The 18927-nt window shown below is 68.7% G+C and carries 17 protein-coding genes; 9 read left to right on the top strand and 8 right to left on the bottom strand.

The window, feature by feature from the left end:
- Positions 1-349 precede the first annotated feature (349 nt).
- A complete protein-coding gene (locus tag IE107_RS30005) occupies positions 350-1057 on the bottom strand; it encodes a hypothetical protein (protein ID WP_229867353.1) in 708 nt (235 codons plus the stop codon).
- 294 nt (positions 1058-1351) lie between these two features.
- On the opposite strand from IE107_RS30005, the gene IE107_RS30000 reads away from it, so the two are divergent.
- The gene (locus tag IE107_RS30000; protein WP_189547501.1) at positions 1352-1858 is read left to right on the top strand and encodes a SigE family RNA polymerase sigma factor; all 507 of its coding nucleotides are present in this window, start codon (positions 1352-1354) and stop codon (positions 1856-1858) included.
- Between the two features lie 16 nt (positions 1859-1874).
- Here the strand turns inward: IE107_RS30000 and IE107_RS29995 are convergent, their stop codons facing one another.
- Entirely contained in the window at positions 1875-2381 is a 507-nt protein-coding gene (locus IE107_RS29995; RefSeq protein WP_189547500.1) for a hypothetical protein, read from the bottom strand.
- Between the two features lie 116 nt (positions 2382-2497).
- On the opposite strand from IE107_RS29995, the gene IE107_RS29990 reads away from it, so the two are divergent.
- A complete protein-coding gene (locus tag IE107_RS29990; protein WP_373302529.1) occupies positions 2498-3661 on the top strand; it encodes a bifunctional glycosyltransferase family 2/GtrA family protein in 1164 nt (387 codons plus the stop codon).
- A complete protein-coding gene (locus tag IE107_RS29985; protein ID WP_189547498.1) occupies positions 3658-4938 on the top strand; it encodes a glycosyltransferase family 39 protein in 1281 nt (426 codons plus the stop codon). The genes IE107_RS29990 and IE107_RS29985 overlap by 4 nt, the downstream gene beginning before the upstream one ends.
- A gap of 202 nt (positions 4939-5140) precedes the next feature.
- Here IE107_RS29985 and IE107_RS29980 read toward each other — a convergent pair whose 3' ends face one another.
- Positions 5141-5857 carry an ABC transporter ATP-binding protein gene (locus tag IE107_RS29980; RefSeq protein WP_308434263.1) on the bottom strand — a complete coding sequence of 239 codons (717 nt, stop codon included), beginning with the start codon at positions 5855-5857 and terminating at the stop codon, positions 5141-5143.
- A 1-nt stretch (position 5858) separates the two neighbouring features.
- Positions 5859-7298, bottom strand: a complete 1440-nt coding sequence (locus IE107_RS29975) for an ABC transporter permease (protein WP_189547497.1) — start codon at positions 7296-7298, stop codon at positions 5859-5861.
- Between the two features lie 189 nt (positions 7299-7487).
- Between IE107_RS29975 and IE107_RS29970 the strand changes: the two genes are divergently transcribed.
- Positions 7488-8150: a response regulator transcription factor gene (locus tag IE107_RS29970; protein ID WP_189547496.1), complete on the top strand. Its 663-nt coding sequence runs from the start codon at positions 7488-7490 to the stop codon at positions 8148-8150.
- Positions 8151-8167: 17 nt separating this feature from the next.
- The gene (locus tag IE107_RS29965; protein WP_229867351.1) at positions 8168-9358 is read left to right on the top strand and encodes a sensor histidine kinase; all 1191 of its coding nucleotides are present in this window, start codon (positions 8168-8170) and stop codon (positions 9356-9358) included.
- Positions 9359-9720: 362 nt separating this feature from the next.
- Here the strand turns inward: IE107_RS29965 and IE107_RS29960 are convergent, their stop codons facing one another.
- The gene (locus tag IE107_RS29960) at positions 9721-10773 is read right to left on the bottom strand and encodes an alpha/beta hydrolase (RefSeq protein WP_189547494.1); all 1053 of its coding nucleotides are present in this window, start codon (positions 10771-10773) and stop codon (positions 9721-9723) included.
- Between the two features lie 114 nt (positions 10774-10887).
- Here IE107_RS29960 and IE107_RS29955 point away from each other — a divergent pair, with 114 nt between their 5' ends.
- Complete coding sequence (locus IE107_RS29955; RefSeq protein WP_189547493.1) at positions 10888-11487, top strand: TetR/AcrR family transcriptional regulator; 600 nt, start codon at positions 10888-10890, stop codon at positions 11485-11487.
- A gap of 41 nt (positions 11488-11528) precedes the next feature.
- Here the strand turns inward: IE107_RS29955 and IE107_RS29950 are convergent, their stop codons facing one another.
- Positions 11529-12014 carry a PaaI family thioesterase gene (locus tag IE107_RS29950; RefSeq protein WP_229867350.1) on the bottom strand — a complete coding sequence of 162 codons (486 nt, stop codon included), beginning with the start codon at positions 12012-12014 and terminating at the stop codon, positions 11529-11531.
- A gap of 105 nt (positions 12015-12119) precedes the next feature.
- Between IE107_RS29950 and IE107_RS29945 the strand changes: the two genes are divergently transcribed.
- On the top strand, positions 12120-13448 hold the full coding sequence (locus IE107_RS29945; protein ID WP_189547492.1) for an aminotransferase-like domain-containing protein: 1329 nt from the start codon (positions 12120-12122) through the stop codon (positions 13446-13448).
- A 311-nt stretch (positions 13449-13759) separates the two neighbouring features.
- Positions 13760-14848, top strand: coding sequence for a hypothetical protein (locus IE107_RS29940; RefSeq protein WP_189547491.1), 1089 nt, complete (start codon positions 13760-13762; stop codon positions 14846-14848).
- A 323-nt stretch (positions 14849-15171) separates the two neighbouring features.
- Here the strand turns inward: IE107_RS29940 and IE107_RS29935 are convergent, their stop codons facing one another.
- Both IE107_RS29935 and IE107_RS29930 read right to left on the bottom strand, forming a co-directional pair.
- On the bottom strand, positions 15172-15603 hold the full coding sequence (locus IE107_RS29935) for an SgcJ/EcaC family oxidoreductase (protein ID WP_189547490.1): 432 nt from the start codon (positions 15601-15603) through the stop codon (positions 15172-15174).
- Between the two features lie 391 nt (positions 15604-15994).
- Positions 15995-16729, bottom strand: coding sequence for an IPT/TIG domain-containing protein (locus IE107_RS29930; RefSeq protein ID WP_229867349.1), 735 nt, complete (start codon positions 16727-16729; stop codon positions 15995-15997).
- 404 nt (positions 16730-17133) lie between these two features.
- Here IE107_RS29930 and IE107_RS29925 point away from each other — a divergent pair, with 404 nt between their 5' ends.
- Positions 17134-18813, top strand: a complete 1680-nt coding sequence (locus IE107_RS29925) for an IPT/TIG domain-containing protein (protein ID WP_189547488.1) — start codon at positions 17134-17136, stop codon at positions 18811-18813.
- Positions 18814-18927 lie beyond the last annotated feature (114 nt).

Below are 18927 nucleotides of genomic sequence, written 5' to 3'. Positions count from 1 at the left end.
GAAAGACGCCCCGCTTCCCGCGGGGAAATGCAGGTGCAAGGCCTGCCCAGCGCTCGCTCACGAAGCCCTTCCCTCCACCGGGAAAGGGCTTCGTCATGTTCGCCTGGGGTCTTCAGCCGCAGTCGTTGCTGTTGATCTTCAAGGAGCCGGTCCGTGCCTGGCACCGTTCCGGGGCACGAGCCGGGCGCGGCTACGTCGTCTGGGAGACATCGCCGACGGGCGGTTGGCGGCGCCGTCGCTCGCGGCAAGGCAGGCCGGCCGGGATGCGTCGTCATCTGCTGGAGGCGTCTCACTGCGCCACGGACAGCAGAGGGCCCTGCATCGCAGTCTCGTGAACCATAGAAGCCGGTCAGTGCACGCGTTCACCGCACTCCGCCGGAAACAGGACGGCGCCGGGCGGCAGTTCGCCCGGACGCCGTCCCATCACCCGCAGGCACGCTTCACGAGCCCCCTCCACGGGGTGGTATTCGAGGGCAGCCTCGTCCAGCACGACGATCTCACCGACGAGGTGCAGTTCCACCGCGTGCACGCCGCCCGGGAAACAGCCGGCCAGGACCCCGAAGGCTGCTGTGTCATTGCCGTCGGCGACGCACTCTCGGACCTCGAAGCGCCAGTGCTCGGCCGCATCGGCAAGCAGCGCCTTGCCCCGCTTGCCCAGTCCGGCGAGGATAGCTGTGCGGGCTCGCAGATGGTGGGCGATGGTGCAGCAGATCGGTACTGATGCGCCGTAGGACGTCGTCACCCGCGTGTACTCGGCGTGGGGACAGGACGACAGGGCCTCATCGACCAGCCCCAACGCGGTGTCCCGCGCCGCCGGGTGACCCTGCTGAGCGATGTCCAGGAGCAGAGGGGTCGCGACCGCAGCCGCCGGAAACACCGCGGCACTGTGGCCATGAACGATTCCGCCGCCGCCGAGCAGCGAGCCGGCCTCCGCCGCCTGCACCAGGTTCGCCGCATCGGCCAGGGCCCGCAGACCGCGAGCGGCACGGGCCGGTTCGTACCAGTCGGGATGGCCCGGTATGGCACCCCAGTCCACCGCGTCGATCGCATCCAACACGACAGCATCCTCGCACCTGGCACCTGGCACCTGGCACCTGGCACCTGGCAGCTGGCACCTGGCACCTGACTGCGAAGGTGACCCAGGCCACGACACGCTACCCGTTCCCGACCTGGCGCCTTCACGAATGGTTCCTCTTCCGGGCCGTCACGATGAGGCAGCCGTGGCGTCCGGATGTCGCGCTTGTCGCCAACATGTCATGTGATCCAGATCACGGGCCTCAGGTGCATCGTGGGTCGTACGCCAGTGCCTTTTACAGGGTGTAGGCGATCGGCGAGAACAAGGACAGTGCGGATGGAGCAGAGTCGAGCCCATGCGTTCGACGAGTTCGTGGCTGCCCGCTGGTCGGTGCTGCTCCACCTGGCCCGTCTGCTCGTCGGAGGCGATCGGCATCGGGCCGAGGACTTGTTGCAGGAGTCCTTGGTCAAGCTCTGGTTCGTCTGGCCCAAGGTCGCGGATGACGCGCCGGAGCCGTACGTCCGCAAGGTGATGATGCGTGCGGCGGCACGCTCGGGGCAGCGGCGTTGGTGGGGTGAACGCCCCGTCGAACAGCTGCCGGAGGCGGCGATGGCCGGCGATGTTTCCGCAGACGTGGCGGAGCGTTCCCGACTGGAGGCCGCGCTGGCCCAGTTGTCGCCGAAGCAGAGAGTGGCGGTGGTACTGCGCTACTACCAGGACCTGCCCGAGGGACAGGTGGCGGAGGCACTCGGGTGCCCGGTGGGCACGGCCCGGTCCCACGCCGCACGCGGAGTGGCGCGGCTGAGGCAGCTCCTGGGCAATGTGACCGAGCCGGTGCAGTGAAGGAGAACCCCATGGATCACTTCGAGCGGCAGCTGGCACAGATGATGCGCGACACCGAGGCGCCCGCACCGTTCGAGCCGAAGCACCGGGAACGTCTCTGGGCAGGGGTGCGCGTCCGCCGTCGGAGACGGGCCGCACAGAGGGCAGCCGGCTCCGTCCTGGCCGTCGTCGGCCTCAGTGTCGGGCTGTTCCTGCTGCCAGGCCTTGTGCCCCGGGCCGAGCCCAGCCGGCCCGGCCCACAGCCCGCGACGAGCCCGTCGAGCTCCGCCCCGCACGCGACACCCGACGCGTCCCCGAGCACGACACCTTCCTCGGACACCTCCACGGCCCCCGCGTCCCCTGACGGGGCTGTCACCATCATGCCGCCGGGCACGACCGGGAGTACGGCCACCGAGTCCCCGCCGGGGAGCACGCAGAGCGCGTCGCCGCCCTCGACCTCGGCCCCGCCTTCGGGTACGGCGACCGCGCGGAACCAGCCGTCCACCACCTCACCCTCGCCCATCACCCCGTGACGCTGTAGCACACCGTCGCCCCAAGCGTCTTCGGCCTGCCCCGCACCAGGCCACAAAAGGACAAAATATGAGAAAACAAGGGTCACTTGCCCTGAAGGACCCAAGCCCACTGCCGCACCGCGCGCCGGTGGCGACACACCACCCGGAGCCCGTCCTGGACGTGGTCGTCCCCGTGTTCAATGAGGAGAAAGATCTGGAGCCGAGCGTGCGGCGGCTCCACGCACACCTGTGCGAGACCTTCCCCTATCCGTTCCGTATCACCATCGCCGACAACGCCAGCACGGACAGCACCCCGCTGATCGCCGCTCGGCTGGCAGACGAACTGCCCGAAGCACAGTGGCTTCGGCTGGCCGAGAAGGGGCGCGGCCGGGCGCTGCGTACCGCCTGGTCGCTCTCGTCGGCCCCCGTACTCGCGTACATGGACGTGGACCTGTCCACGGAACTGACGGCGTTGCTGCCGCTCGTGGCCCCGCTGCTCTCCGGCCACTCCGATATCGCCATCGGCACCCGTCTGGCCCCCGGTTCCCGGGTGGTACGCGGCCCCAAACGAGAGATCACCTCTCGTTGCTACAACGCCCTCCTGCGCTTCGTCCTCGCCGTGGGCTTCTCCGACGCGCAGTGTGGATTCAAGGCGGTGCGGCGTGATGTGGCCGAGCGACTGCTGCCCCTCATACAGGACTCGGAGTGGTTCTTCGACACCGAACTGCTGGTGATCGCCGAGCGTGCCGGACTGCGCATCCATGAGGTACCGGTCGACTGGGTGGACGATCCCGACACCCGGGTCGACATCCTCGCCACGGCACTGGCCGACCTGCGCGGCATCGCCAGGATCGGCGGGGCACTGGCGCGGAACACGCTGCCGCCGGGCGGGTCGCTCCGCGACGTCGGCGCCGATGCCCCGGGCAGGCTCGCCACCCAACTCGTGTGCTTCGCCGCCGTAGGAGCCGTCAGCACCCTGGCATACCTGCTCCTCTACGCGGCGCTGCGCCCGGTGGCCGGATCCCAGGCCGCCAACGCACTCGCGCTGCTGGTCTGCGCCGTCGCCAACACGGCCGTGAACAGGCGGCTCACCTTCGGCCTCCGCGGCCGCGGCGGTGTGCTGCGCCACCAGAGCAGGGGCCTTGTCGTCCTCCTGATCGGCCTGGCGCTCACCGGCGGATCGCTCGCCGCCCTGCACCACGCGGTGCCCTCGGCCGGGCAGACCGTCGAACTCGCCGTACTCGTCGCCGCCAACCTGGCCGCGACGCTGCTGCGGTTCCTGTTCTTCCGAGCGTGGGTGTTCCGCGCATGATCAAGACCATCGCCCGTACGACCGCGACCGGCACCCCGAGCTGGAACGCGAAGCTGTCGCAGCAGCCCGCCACCACGGGCCCCGACCGCCGGCGCCGGCTGCGCCGCACAGCCGAGCACTACGGCCCTGTACTGGCCGTCTACGGCACGCTCAAGTTCATCGGCTTCGCCTCCTTCATGTGGCTGCTGCACTCCTCCGGGGACTACCGCACGAAACACCCGCGCTTCGGCGGTGGCGCCCACCCGTGGGACGTCCTGGCCAGCTGGGACGGCTGGTGGTACCAGCAGATCGCCGAGCACGGGTACGACCCTCGACTGGTCCCGATCCCCGGCGCCACCGGCCCGATCACCCTCGAAGGGAACTCGGCGGCGTTCTTCCCGCTCTACCCGGCGCTGATGCGGCTGGTCTCCGAGCTCACCGGCCTCGGCTCGTACGGCGCCGGCATGGTGGTCTCCGTCGTCGCCTCCTTGGTCGCCGCCCTGGGCATCTACGCCGTCACCGAACGCCTCGGCGGCAGAAGGGCCGGGCTGGCCGCGGCCGGACTCTGGGCCGTCTGGCCCGGTTCCGGCGCGGAGTGGGCCGTGTACTCCGACTCCCTCTACGTGGCCCTGGCCGTCTGGGCCTGCCATGCCGTCCTGAGCCGGCGCTGGCTCACCGCCGGTCTCCTCACCTGCGCGGCAGGGCTCAACCGGCCAACCGCCGGGGCGCTGATCGCCGCCGTCGCCGTCGCGGCCCTGCTCGAGCTCTGGCGTCACCGGGACGACATCCTGCGACCGGTGGCCGCGATGGCCGTCGCCCCGCTCGGCCTCCTCGCCTATATCGGCTGGGTGGGTCACGAAATGGGCGACTACGGCGGCTACTTCAAGCTTCAGTCCGATGCCTGGGCCCACGAATGGGACTACGGCCGGCACACCTTCGACGTCCTCACATCCGTCCCGGTGGGCCACTCCGACTATCTCTCCGCCTGGCCTTTCGCGGACCTGATCGGCGTCGGGGTCGTCCTGCTCGCGCTCGCACTGCTCTCGGTGCTGATCCGGCTGCGTCCCCCGGCCGTCCTGATGGTCTACACCGTCCTCACCCTCGTCCTCATCCTGGGCAGCCAGCAGATATTCGCCAACGTCTCCCGCTATCTGCTCCCCCTCTTCCCGCTCTATCTCCCGCTCGCCCTCGCCCTGCGCCGCCTCAGCCTGACCCACCAGCTCATGCTCCTCGGCATCGCGGCCCTGGCTTCAGGCTCGTACGCGGGCTACGCCCTTTTCGAACTCGGCGTCCCGTAACCGACGGCCCCAGGACGTCCGGATGCCACTTGTCGCCGGGCTGGGGCCGGTCGGCGGCGCGGTCCGTCGGCGTACCGCTGACCGGACTTCAGGCACCGGCGGCGGATCGCCTCGTACGGGAAGCGTGCGCCGCACCGGCTGCAGCGCTTTACGCGCGACGACAACGGATACCGGAACCCACGCCTCTCGTGTCCCGCCGGGATCAGCCCTGTGGAATCAGCTTTCCCCGCTTGAGTACGAGTGTCTTGTCACAGGCGGCGGCGACGTCCCTGGAGTGCGTGACGACGATCACGCACTTGCCGTCGTCGTGGGCCAGTTTCTGGAAGACCTCGATGATGCCGGCGGCGGCCTCGTGGTCAAGGGCACCGGTCGGCTCGTCGGCGAAGAGGATGTCGACCTCGCAGGCCAGTGCCCGGGCAATGGCTACGCGCTGCTGTTGGCCGCCGGAGAGTTGGAGGGTGCGGCGGGCACGGTCCTCGGGCTCGATGCCGAGGAGCCCGAGCAGTTCGTTGGCTCGCCGCTTCCTGCTGCCGCTCCTGACGCCGGTGATCTCCATGGCGGAGGTGACATTTTGGACGGCGTTCATGTAGGTGAGCAGGTTCAGTGACTGGAACACGGTGGCCACGTGCCGGTTGCGGTACGTACCGAGGCCCACTTCGGCCACATCGCGTCCCTTGAAGCGGACGCTGCCCGAAGTGGGTGCGTCGAGCCCGCTGGCCAGGGACAGCAGTGTCGTTTTACCGGAGCCGGACGGGCCGACAATGGCGTACATGTGGCCGGCCTCGAAGATGTACGAAACGGACTTGAGGACGACGCGGCGACGGCTGCCGGTGCTGTACGTGCGGCTCACGTCGGCGAGTTCGAGTATCGGCGCGGTCGTACCGCCGTGTGCGTGCGTGCCGGTGGGTGTGCTCGTCACGTCAGTTTCCCTTCGTGAGGATGTCGCGCGGGTTGAGGCGCAGGACGCGGGTGCCGGGGACGAGAGTGGCCAGGGCGGCGATGCCGAGCCCGGTGGCGCCGACCTTGGCGATGTCGGACGGACCGAGGTGCACGTCGAGTGAGTCGATGGGATCGGTCTTGGGCTGGTCGTCGCCCTGCTTGCTCATGCCGCTGGTGTCGCTGTAGTCGGATGGGAGACTCTCGTTCTCGGCTTCCTCGTTGGCCGATTCGACCTCACCGGCGAGCAGCTTGTTGCCGATCGCCTCGGAGATGAACTGGCTGCCCACTCCGGCGAGTGCGATCGCGATGACGGCACAGGCGACTACCTCGATGAGGTGCTGGCCGAGCAGCTTGGGCTTCTTCTCGCCGAGAGAGAGCAGGATGCCCAGCTCGCCGCGGCGCTCGCGCAGGTTGGAGGCGACGACGAGGGCGAGGATGATGGTGCCGGCGACGGCGACGAGCCAGACGGTGACCGTCGCGAAGTTCGCGGTCTTGGCGATGGGGCCGACGAGCGTCCTGTACTGCTTGTCGTTGACCGAGATCGGGAAGATCTGGAGATCGGCGCCGGCCTTCTTTGCGTCGTCCTTGAGCCGGTCCAGGTCTTGGGGGTCGGTCAGCTTGAAGGTAGCGGACTTGAGGGTGCCGCCGCCGTCGGTGGTCCTGCCGCCGAGCAGGCTGGCGCCCTCGATGCTCGTGTAGAGCTGGTTGGCCGGATCCATCATGGCGGGCACGTACTGGCCCGTGTCGGCCGTGCCGTTCTTGTAGATGCCGATGACCTCGAACTCGTGCTCCGAGGTGTCCACGCCCGGCATCAGCTCACCTATCTTGAGCTTGACCGTGTCGCCGATCTCGAGCTTGTTCTCCTTGGCCACACGCTCCTCGACGACGATCTCGTTCCTTTTGGTGTCCGGTCCGATGCCCTTCCCGGCGATGGTCTTGGAGTCACCGTTACGGAAGGCACTCACCTCGCCGAGCTTGCGCACACCGTCCACCTTGAACAGGTCGGTGCCGGTGGTGTCCTGGCCCGCCGGCACCGGGACCGGCTGGTAGAGCTTGGTGGTCTTGGTGGGGAAGGCGGCCCCGTCCGCGGTGTAGTTGCAGTCGGCGACCACGGACGACTTGCAGATCTTGTCGACCAGGTCGCGCCTCAGGTCGCCGGCGGATCCGATGGTGCCGGGGTTCTGCCCGCTGCCCTCGCTGCCGTTGTTCTTGCCCGACGCCAGCAAGCCGTTCACGTCGAGCTGCATCGTGGCCACCGCGCCCACACGGTTCTTGGCGCTGTCGGCCGCGCGCGCCGCCGCCGACCGGATCAGGAAGCCGGACAGCACCAGGGTGCAGACGACGAAGAACAAGCCGACCAGCATCAGCGTTTTGCCCGGGGCGCCGGTGAGCCGCCACCAGGCACGTTTGCATAGGTTCATGGACGGCACGCTATGCAGCCGGTGTTTTGAGCGGCGTTTGCGAGAAGGGCGTCTCGCGCGCCCCCTCATACACGAATCAAAGACAGCATCTGGTAGACGTGGCAGAAACGCCGGGAAACGGACGGAACCTCTTCGGCCGCGGCCCGCATATTCAGGCAATTCTCAGGAACGACGAAAGGGGCGACGCACGTGCGGGTTCTGGTGGTCGAGGACGAGCAGTACATGGCGCGCGTCCTGGAGCTCGGGCTGCGCCGCGAGGCCATCGCCGTCGACGTCGTCCACGACGGGACGACGGCCTTGGAGCGGGTCACGGTGTACGACTACGACGCCGTGGTCCTGGATCGTGACCTGCCGGGTGTGCATGGCGACGAGGTGTGCCGGCGCATCGTCGAGATGGGCATGGGCTGCCGCGTGCTGATGCTCACGGCTGCCGGGCGGCTCGGTGACAAAGTGGAAGGCCTGGGCCTCGGCGCGGACGACTACCTCGCCAAGCCCTTCGACTTCCCCGAACTGGTCGCACGACTGCGGGCCTTGTATCGGCGCAGTCCCATGGCGCATTCCCCGGTCCTGACGTTCGCCGACCTGACCTTCGACACGCACCGACGCCGGGTGGTACGCGGCGGTGCGGAAATCAGACTCACGCCGAAGGAAAGGGCCGTCCTGGAGCTGCTGATGCGCGCCGACGGCGGGGTCCTGAGCGCGGAGTACCTGCTCGACAAGGCATGGGACGCGCACGCCGATCCGCTCACGAACGCCGTCCGGCTCGTGGTGCATACGCTGCGCAAGAAGCTCGGCGAACCGCAGCTCGTGCACACCGCGATCAGCGCGGGCTACTACCTGGGCGCGAAGTGAGGCGGCGTCGGGGCCGCGTGTACAGGCCGCGCACGCTGAGCATCCACACCCGGCTCTTCCTCGGCTTCGGCGCCGCGCTCGCGGCCTGCTCGGCGATGATGGTGGCCATCATCTACACCGGGATCCGCTATCTGCCGACATACGACTTCACAACGCCGATCGTCGTACCGCAGGAGGAGGCCGGCCCGACCCACGTCGCGCCGGAACACGAGCCGCACATCCAGGATCCGCCACCGAAGCGGGGCGACACGATCGATGCCTCCGGCCTGATCCGCGACAAGGAGGATGTGTGGGCGACGGTCCTCGCCCTGGCCATCGGCGGCGTGGTCGTGGTCCTCGGCATCGGCCTGAGCGCAGGCTGGCTCCTGTCCCGACGGCTGCTCGCGCCGCTGCACACCATCAGTCAGGCGGCGGCCAAGGCCGGCGAGGGCGACCTGGCATATCGGATCAACGCCCAAGGGCCCAAGGACGAACTGAAGCAGCTCGCCGACACCTTCGACACGACGCTGGGGCGCCTGGAGGAGTCGTTCGCGGCACATCAGCGGTTCGCCGCGAACGCCTCGCATGAGCTCCTGACACCGCTCGCGACGACCCGCGCGATTCTGCAGATGGCCGACGGCGACACGTCGAAGGAGGAGTTCGCCGAGCTGCTCCCGATGCTGCGCGAGACCAACGAGCGCAACATCCGGGTCGTTCAGGAGTTGCTGCGGCTCGCGGCGGCGCAAGAGACCCACGACACCGAGCCGGTGGACATGGCCGAACTGACGGAACAGGCCGTCGCCGAGCAGCGGGCCGGGGCTGACGACGTGACGATGACCGTCGCGATCGACACCCTCGAACCCTGCGGTGTCATGGGCAGCGAGACGCTCTTGCGGCAGCTTGTGGTGAACCTCCTGAACAACGGCTGTACGCACAACGTGCCGGGCGGGACGGTCGATGTACGCGTCGACCGCGTGGACGACGCGATCGTCGTGGAGATCGTCAACACTGGCCCGACGGTCGACCCCGAGGTGGTGGACCGCCTTTTCGAGCCCTTCTACCGGGCCCGCCCCCGCGTGGCCAGCGACCGCAGCGGCCACGGTCTGGGTCTGGCGATCGTCCGGTCCGTCGCACGCGGCCACCACGGCACCGTGACGGTGCGAGCTCGGGAGGCCGGCGGCCTCCTCGTGCGGGTCGAGTTGCCGGCGGAGTGTCGCAGAAGGCCGTGATCCGGGCAGCCCGGGACGGGGTGCGAGCTGCGGGCGGGGGGCCTGTGGGCTCATTCGGCCAGAGCGAGGTTGTGCATCGGGGTGGTGGCCTGGGCCATGCGGTGGAGGCCGTGCCTCGCTGCCGGCGATCGCACCGCGCAGCGTGCCGTCGGCTCCCGCACGGGGCGCGGTGCAGCCCGTGTTGGTCGGGCTATCGAGGTCCGCCCGGTGAGCGGGAGGAATGCAGGGCCCGGTTGAGTGCGGTCATGCGGTAGTTGGTGATGCGGGCGCTGAGTTCGGCGTCGGGGGCGAGTAGCTCGCCGGCGTGGATTCCCCCTGGGTAGACGTGGAGTTCGGCTTCGTGTCGCGACAGGACTGTCGGATCAGCCGATCAGGGTGTCCTTCAGCCAAGGGGCGATCACGGCCATCGCCTCGCCGAAGCGTGAGATGGCGCAGTGGCCGGTGTCCGGGATCAGTTCGACCCGGGTGTCCCGGCGGCCCTCGAACACCAGGGTGTCGTCCAGTGGGACGTGGACGTCGTCGGTGCCGTTGACCACCAGCATCGGCCCGTTGGCATTCTGATCCAGCAGCGGGCGCAGGTCGAAGGCCGCGAAGGCCTCCTCGCGCTCGGCCGTGCTCGGCATGGCGTCGAAGCCCAGGGCGTTGCCGACGATGCCGTCCATGCCGAAGGCGAAGCCGCGGCCCGGAGCGAAGGAGCGCTCCACCGGGCCGCCGAGCACCACAGAGGCGTCCACCGCCCCGGTCAGTCCGGTCCGGGCAGAGTAGTAACCGCCCATCGAGATGCCGAAGTGACCGACCTTCCCGTTGCCGATCGTGCGGGCGAAGGCGACCAGTCCCGCGATCACCTCGGCCCCGCCGTCCGGGGTCATCGGCAGGTGGGCGGTCTCGCCGGTGCCGACGATGTCGAACAGCAGCAACCGTGCCGGCAGCGCGAGCGCGAGCTGCTCCCACATGCCGTGCAGGTCGGTCTTCCAGGAATCCACCCCGCCGCTGGCCAGCACGATCGGCGCGTCTGCGGGCAGGCCGGGGGCGGCTATCAGGTGGATCGGCAGGGTGGCCTCGCCGCCGCGGTACGGGACGGTGAGCATGCGGCGCTCGAACTCCACCGGGAAGCCGGGGGCGGCGAGGGCGTACTGCTCGACCTGGCGGGCGAGCGCGGTGCGCTTCGGGTCGTCGGCCAGCGAGGGGAACTTGGCCCAGCCGTACGCCTGCGCGGCCAGGCGGTGGCGCCCGGCCTCGGCGTACCGGGCGGCGAGGGCGGACCACTCGTACACCCAGCTGCCGGGCCGGTCGGGCCACATCTCGGTGATGGCGGCGCGGACCGCGTCCACCTCATCGGCGGGGAGGCCGAGGGTCATCTGCGGGTAGCGCTCGACGAACAGGTCCTGCGGGTCCAGGGGCCAGGTGAAGGACATGGCGATGCCTCCTGCTGCACTTAAAGCCGGAACTCTTGCATTAGCGACTATGCGCCCGGGCGGCACTTATTGCAAGTACTCCTGCGTTAAGGTGGTGATCGAGGTGATCGACACATGACCGAGGAAGAACCGGAGCCGATCCGCCGCCGCCCTGGTGGCCGCGCCGCGCGCGTCCGCCAGGCCGTTCTGGCGGCCACCATGGAGGTGCTGACCGAGGAAGGCATCGCGCGGCTCAGCATCGCCGGGGTCGCGGCCCGTGCCGGGGTCAACGAGACAACGGTGTACCGGCGTTGGGGCAGTCGGGAGAAGCTCGTGCTGGACGCCATGCTGGCCGGCAGTGACGAGGGCATCCCCGTCCCCGACACCGGAGCCGTCCGCACCGACCTGGCCGCGTTCGCCCACGCGCTGGCCGAGTACCTGGCCACCCCGACCGGCCGCTCAGTTGCCCGGGCAGCCTCGCTCAGCTCCGACGACCCGGACCTCGCCGAGGCTTGGCAGACCTTCTGGCAGTCCCGCCTCGATCAGGCCGGCGCCATCGTCAGCCGTGCCGTCGAACGCGGGGAGCTCCCGGCGGACACGGACGCGGCCCTGGCGCTGGAACTGCTCTGCTCCCCGCTACAGACCCGCTCTCTGCTCGGCCACCACCCGATCGAGCCGGACCTGCCGGAGCGCTTGACGGACCTGGTGCTGGACGGACTGAGGGGGAGGAATTAGCTTGATCTTCAGCCTCGGGCAGCGACAGGGCGGGCCGCTGATCAGCGTCCCGCCGCGCTTTCGCCACGCAGCGTCATGACCGTGCTGGTCACCGTCGCGACGGGCTTGCCATCGGCTCGAACGATGTCGCAAACGTAGTGTGTGATCGTCCGTCCGGAGTGTGCGGGCCGGGCAGTCGCGACAAGGCCGCCCGACCACACCGGGCGCAGGAACGCGGCGCGGATGTCGATGCTGGTGAACGACTCACCGATCCTCATGAGGGTCGAGTGGGCCGTCCCGATCGCCGCGTCGGCGAGCTCGACCAGGAATCCGCCGTGCACCGTGCCCTGTTGGTTGCCGTGCAAGACCGCGTCCACCTCGACACGAACCGACGCAGTCCCCTCGCCGACATCGACGATGTGGAAGCCGAGCAGCTCGGAGATGGGTGTCGGGTACCGCATGTGGGTCCGGTCTTCCGGCCGCAGCGTCCCCGTGAGTTTACGGCGCAGGTATGCCAGCACCGGCAGTGCGGCGTCGGATCCGGGCACGGGCGCAACTCCTCGATTCTCGTTGGCTCTCGACGGATGTTCCGGACGGTACGGACCGTAGAGTGATGCAATCAAGGAATTGTCCTAGCTACAGGGATGGTGACGGTGCGGGTCGAACGTTTCCGGTCCATCGCGGACGAGATCGCCACCGCCATCCGCGCCGGGACCGTCCCGGCGGGCACTCGGCTGCCCACTCATCGGGATCTCGCACGGGAGCGCGGCATCGCACTGGCGACGGCCACGAAGGTCTACCGGGAGCTGGCGGCTGCCGGCCTCGTGGTGGGCGAGGCGGGCAGAGGTACCTACGTCCGTGACATCAGTGGCTTCGGCGGCACCGACCCCCGCCGCCTGCCCGCCGGGGCCCGGCTGGCCGACCTCTCGTTCAACCAGCCACTCGCACCGGACCAGAGCGATCAGCTCCGTCACGCCCTGCGTGAGCTCGCGACTGAGGGCGACCTGGGCGCGCTTCTCTCCCAGCAGCCACCGGGCGGACGCGGTGCCGACCGGGCGGCCGTGGCCACGTACCTGCTGGACCGTGGAATCGACGTCCCCCCTGCGCAGGTGCTCCTGACGGGCGGGGCCCAGCACGCCCTCGACACTGTCCTGAGCAGCATTGCCTCGCCCGGCGAAGTCGTGGCCGTCGACGCATTGACGTATCCCGGCGTGAAGCTCCTCGCCGGAATCCGCCGTATCGAGCTCGCCCCGCTCCCCTGCGGTCCCGTCGGCAGCGACCCCGACGGACTTGAGGCGCTCTGCCGAGAGCGCCCGGTCTCGGCGATCTATGTGATGCCGGACCTGCACAACCCCCTCGGTTTCACACTCGATACCGCGGCCCGGAACCGGATCGTCGAAATCGCCCGTCGGTACGACTGTGTCCTCGTCGAGGACGGCACCTACAGCTTCCTCGTCCCGGACGCGCCACCGCCTCTCCATGCCCTGGCCCCGGAGCGCACCTTCTACATCGGCAGCCTGTCGAAGAACCTCTCCACCGGACTGCGCGCCGGACACATCGTCGCACCGCGACAGCACCTGTCCACTGTCACCCGGGCGCTTCGGGCATCCAGCTGGGGAGTGCCCGGCATCGTCACCGCCCTCACGACGCGATGGCTGGGCGACGGAACCGTCGCCCGCATGGAGAGAACGCGACGTGAGGACGCCCGCCGGCGCCAGGCCATCGCTCGCCGAGAGCTCGCGGACCTCGGTCTCATGAGCCACCCCGGCTCCTACTGGGGCTGGCTGCCCCTGCCCGACGAGCTCAGGAGCGACATCGTCGCCCACCGTCTCGCCGAAAACGGGATCCTCGTCTCCACAGCCGAAGTCTTCGCAGCAACACGGCACGCACCCAACGCGATACGGCTTGCACTGGCCACACCAGACATCGACGTACTCACCGCGGCACTCAGGCAGATCCGGGAAGCGGTTCGGCTTGCCTGAGCCGACGGGCACGCGAGCGGCCGCCGCGGGCCAGGGCGAACGTCGCCTGATGCGGCACTGGGCCCTGTCGTCGAATATCGCGTCCACGCCCATACCGGCGGACAGAGCGGCGACCTGACACTTCACCCACCGTCCCGGCAGGTTGGCGGCTTGCTCATGCGATCATACGGGCGGCTCTCGACGGACCGGTGCACAGTCAACTGATCAGACGGTCGAGCGATCGAGCCATCTGGCATCGAGCAATCGAGCGGGAACGGGAGTGCGATGTGAGCGCGGCTGGGGGGCAGGACGGGGCGTCCGACGGGTCGTCCGTGTCCGAGGAAGAGTGGGAGCGGTTCCTCCGTGAATCGGTGGCGGGTGCGGCCGGGGCCCCCGTGGAGCCGTCGGCACGCGCCCGTGAGGTGGAACGACGGCTGCGGGAGAGCTCCGGGCAGCCGGAAGGCTGGCGTACGTACTCACCGGCCCGGCCCCGGCGCAGGACAGGCTGGTACGTGGCCGGGCTGGTGGCGGTCGTGGCCCTCCTCGTCGTGGCACTCTTCCCGCACCAGGTCGTCGGCTGGTTCGGTGGCAACGACGACAGGCAGGACGAGGCGCCGTTGGCCGCCGAGTCGGAAAGCCCGCGGGAGGCACCCGGCGCCGAGCCGGATCTGCGCCCTACCCTCGCCGAACCCTTCCGGGGTTCGCCTGCCGCCCGCTGGGCCGACGGAGCGGCAGGGATCACGGTGCCACCGGCCGAGGCGACCGGCTGGATGGACGCCGCCCAGGTCGAGCGGGCACTGCGGCAGAGCCGGGACTTCCTGGTGGACGCGGGACTCAACTCCCGTGTGCTGCGCGGCGAGCGGCCCACGAAGGCGATCGCACTGCTGAACCCGCACCAGAAGGACGTCCAGGAGTATCTCCGTGCCGCCCTGTCGTCGACGGCGCCCACGGACAAGACCGACCCGCTGCTTTTGTTCAGCCGTTTCCAACCGGAGCAGTCCCGGCCGGTCGGTGACGTGGTCAAGACGCGCGGTCGGCTCACGTACCGGGAGGGGAAACACGGGGCGGTCGAGGTTGCGGCGGACGTCACCTTTGTGTACCCGGTCACCCCGGCGGGCGACGACGGGCGGGACGCCGAGGTCGTCCGTACGATCGTGCGGCGCGAGGTGGTGATGAGCTGGGACGACCCGGCCGAGGTCATCACCGAACCGGGCACGATGTCCCTCGTTTCGTACGCGCTCGACATGACCAACGGCGGCTGCTCCGCCCCGACTGGCTACTTCGTGCCCCCCTTCGGCACGGCCGACGAGCCCGCCGACGAGGCCCATCACGTCGATCCGTACGACCGCAGCAAGCGGATCGACACGAGCAACGGCACGACGGGAACGGGCAACAGCTGCGTGACCGCCACCCGCTCCTAGTGTCCTGGATCCTTAGCCGCCCCGGGCCTCGAAAGCCCGGGGCGGCAGGGGGTTGTTGTTCAGGCGGCGAAGCCGAGGTTGGTGACGTACGGCCCCGCTGGGAGCCGAGGCCTGGCAGGACGTCGGCGGTGGTCCATGCGTCGTCGAGGCCCTGGTGATCGCCTGCTTTCCAGGAGCCGACCATCTCGACCAGTTGTGGGCAACCTCCGAGACCGTGCCTGTGTACCGGACATCGGGGGAACCCGGGGCCGAGGCGCGGTTGTTCGCGGCCATCCGCCGCGGCCTCGGCGAGTGAGGTAACGGAACGAGCGCTGAGCCAGGCATCACACGGCCTGTGGGGCGACGGCCATGTTCTGGCCGGCCGCGATGTGCCAACCGTCCGCCTGCTCGGCGATCACATAGAGCGTCGCTCCCCGCGGGCCGTCGACAGGGGTGCCCGTGCTGTCGGTGGGCGTCTGCACCACGTTCACAGCGATCACATCGGGGGCTATCTCCAACATCTTGACCACGTCGTACCGGGCAAAGGAGTCACGCAGGAAGCTCTTCATCGCCGGAGCGCTGAACTCGGCAATCGCTTCCCTGCCGTCAAGACGCGTGCCCCTGGCGTTGGTCCAGGAGGCGTGCTGGGTGTACTGCTCGCCCAGCGCAACCGGGTCTTTCGCGTTGAAAGCCTTCTCCAGGCCCTTCACCACACCGGTCACCGCGGCCTGGGTCTCCGGCGAAATCGTCCCCACCACAAGAATGTCGCTCGTCATGAACGTGCCCTTCTCCGTGCCGAATTGCTCAGGTGACGGCTGCGATCGCCGCCATCCCCACCCAACAACCTCAACCGTGATCGAGGTCAAGCCCGGCGAACAGCCCTGGCCCCGCGAGGTCCAAGGGACGGCCAGGGCCACATCGATCTCAGGCCCACCAGCGGACAACTGGCGGTCTGGTCCATGCACACGGGCCGGCTGGACGACGTCATCGCGCCGGCAGGCTCCGGCGGCTCCCGGCGGTTCCGGGTCAGCTGTGCCGGCCGGGCAGAGGCAGCTGCCCTGCCGGAGGACGACGGCACCGGATTCGGAGTGGAGCACTGCCGCATCCGGTTCTGCCCGGCGAGCACATGAGCGAAGAGCACCGACCGGGCGAGGGCAGAGGGCAGGCTCAGCCGGGGGTGACGGTGTACGTGAAGGACCGGGAGGAGTCGCTGCCGCCCACGCTGGTGACGGTGACGGGCACCGTGCCCGTGCCGCCCGGGGAGTAGGCGACGATGGTGGAGTCGTCGATGATGTTGTAGGCGGTTGAGTCGGGGCCGTACGACACATCGACGACATCGCTCAGGTTGGTGCCGGTGATGGTGGAGGCGGTGCCGCCGTAGTCCGGTCCCGAGACGGGGTCCATGCCGGTCACCGTCGGAGCGCCCACGTAGGTGAAGGTGAGCCCGTTGGTGGTGCCGCCAACGGTCGTGACGCTGACCCCGACGGTCTGGGGGGTGGCCACGGCCGGCACAGTGACGTTCAGTGTGGTGTCGTTCACCACCGTGGGAACCGCGGTGTTGGCGCCGAAGGACATCGATGTGGCGGTCGTCAGATTTGAGCCGGTGAGGGTGACGGGGATGCCGGCGAGCGGCCCCGCGGTCTGGCTGAGGCTCGATTTGGACGGGAACAGAATGTAGTAGTACCAGACCGGGGATGTCGTGCCGCCCGGCGTGGTGACGGTGACCTGGACCGAGGCATTGTTCGAGGGTGCGACAGCGGTGATCTGGGTGGCGCTGTCGACCACGAAACTGGCCGACTTGGTCCCGAACTTCACGCTGGTGGCGCCCGTGAAGTTCGTTCCGGTGATGACGACTTGGTTACCACCTGAGGTGGGTCCCTGGTTCGGGTTCAGTGTGACCACGACGCTTCTCCTTCGGTCCGCGTGCTTTCTTCTCCGGGAAAGGCGGCCCCGCATGCGGGAGTACAACTGGGCCTATGGGCGTCGGCGCCATACCAGTGAAGGCGGATTCTCGCGCAAGGCATCCCTTGTACGAAAATTGAACCAGGCAGTTTGCGAATGAAGTAGGGCTCATATCATGGACCCAGTAGTGAATACTATTTCATGAATTAATCCCTGATGGCGAAATGTGCGCCCGAGTGCCCCGGATGCCTTCTTATGGCGAGCCGTGCTGGATGGGACGATCCAGGGAGCATCTGGAATCGACTCCTGAATCATGAGCTGCAGATGATTGAATCTCAGGGCATGGAATCCTCAACTCGCTCTGATACTCACCGAATCCGGGAGTCCGGCCAAGAGGAGCCAGCATGTCCGCCTTGAAAGGCCCGTCGGCTGTCCAGCAGTTCGGGAGTCCACCGTCCGGCGCCATGGCCGCCGTGGACACGATCCCGGTAGGGCCAGGACCCCGCTCCATCGCCATACGGCCCGACGGGCTGCGCGCTTATGTGACCAACTCGGGTGCCGATACGTTGAGCGTGATCGACACCGCCGCCGGTGCCGCCACCACCATCGGTGTCGGGGCCGGCCCGTGGGACGTGACGATCACCCCCGACGGCCATTTCGTCTACGTGACGGAGCCCGGCTCCGGGACCGTCCGCATCGTCAGCACCGCCACCGACACACTCATCGGTACTGTCGGCGGCCTCACCGCGCCGCGCGGGCTGGCCGTCACGCCCGACGGGGCCCGCCTGTATGTCGCGAACTCCGGCACCAACAAGGTGAGCGTCATCAGCACGGCCACCAACACTGTCACCGGCACCATCACCGTGGGGAACAGCCCCGAGAGCATCGCGATCCGTCCCGATGGACTGCGCGCCTATGTCACCAACTCCGCCGACGGCACGGTGAGCGTGATCAACACGCTCAGCAACACCGTCGCTGCCACCGTGACCGGCTTCAACGTGCCCCAGGGCGTGGCCGTCACCCCCGACGGGGCCCACGTGTACGTGGCGAACTCCGGTGCCCACACGGTGAGCGTCATCAGCACGGCCACCAACACCGTCACCGACACCATCACCGTCGCGACCAGCCCCGTCCATCTGACCGTCTCCCCCGACGGGACGCTCGTCTACGCGACCATGCCCGCGGCGGGCTCGGTGACGGTGATCAACCCGAGTTCCAACAACGTCACCGAAACGCGCCCGGGATTCGTCGAGCCCCACGAGGTGGCGACCACACCGGACGGCGGCTACGTCTATGTCGTCGACCACGGCGACAACACGGTGAGCATCCAGAGAAGGCCGGCCAGCATCTCGCCCAACCGCGGCACCCGTGGCGGCGGAACGGCTGTGACCATCAAAGGCCGGGGCTTCCTCGGGACCACCGCCGTCCTCTTCGGGATTCGGCAGGCCAAGAGCTTCGCCGTGGTGAGCGACACCACGCTGACCGCCATCACCCCTTCCGCGATCAGATCAGCCGTACCGATCACAGTGACCGCTCGCGGCGGAACAGCGATCATCGGCCACTACTTCTACCGACGGCAGCCCGTCGTGAACCAGATCTCGTCATCGCTCGGATCGATGAACGGGGGAAACGTCCTCACCCTCACCGGATCCCGTTTCATCGGTGTCAAGTATGTGTGGTTCGGGACCGTCATGGCTGTCGCCACCGTCCTGTCGGACACCCAGCTCACCGTCACCGTCCCGCCATCGCCCCTCGCCCGCAGCGTCCCTGTCTACGCGGTCAACCCAGGAGGCGTCTCCACCAGCCTCTCCTACACCTACGTGGGCGCCCCCACGATCACCAGCATCAGCCCAACTTCAGGACCGCGTACCGGAAGCCGCGTCGTGAACATCAACGGCACCTTTCTGTCCCAGGTCAACAGCGTCATCTTCGGCGGCATCCCGGCGCTCTCGTTCAAGGTCATGTCCGCCGTCAAGGTCCAGTCGGTCACCCCGGCGAGGGCCACAGCCGGCCCCGTGGCCGTGGTCGTGACGACCTCCACCGGCGCCTCGGCCACGTCCCCGGTTCCGTATACCTACACCTGACAGCATCCGGTCGAGTGCGAACACGGACAACCCGGCCCGGCGACGCGATTCAGTCGCCGCACTCCTGAGGTGGAATCATGTTCTGGGAAGACCGACACCAGCCACTCGATGTCG

This window comes from Streptomyces gelaticus (assembly GCF_014649535.1).
GTDB lineage: Bacteria > Actinomycetota > Actinomycetes > Streptomycetales > Streptomycetaceae > Streptomyces > Streptomyces gelaticus.
The sequence above is the reverse complement of the archived record's forward strand: the minus strand, read 5'-3'. Positions and strand labels throughout refer to the sequence as shown.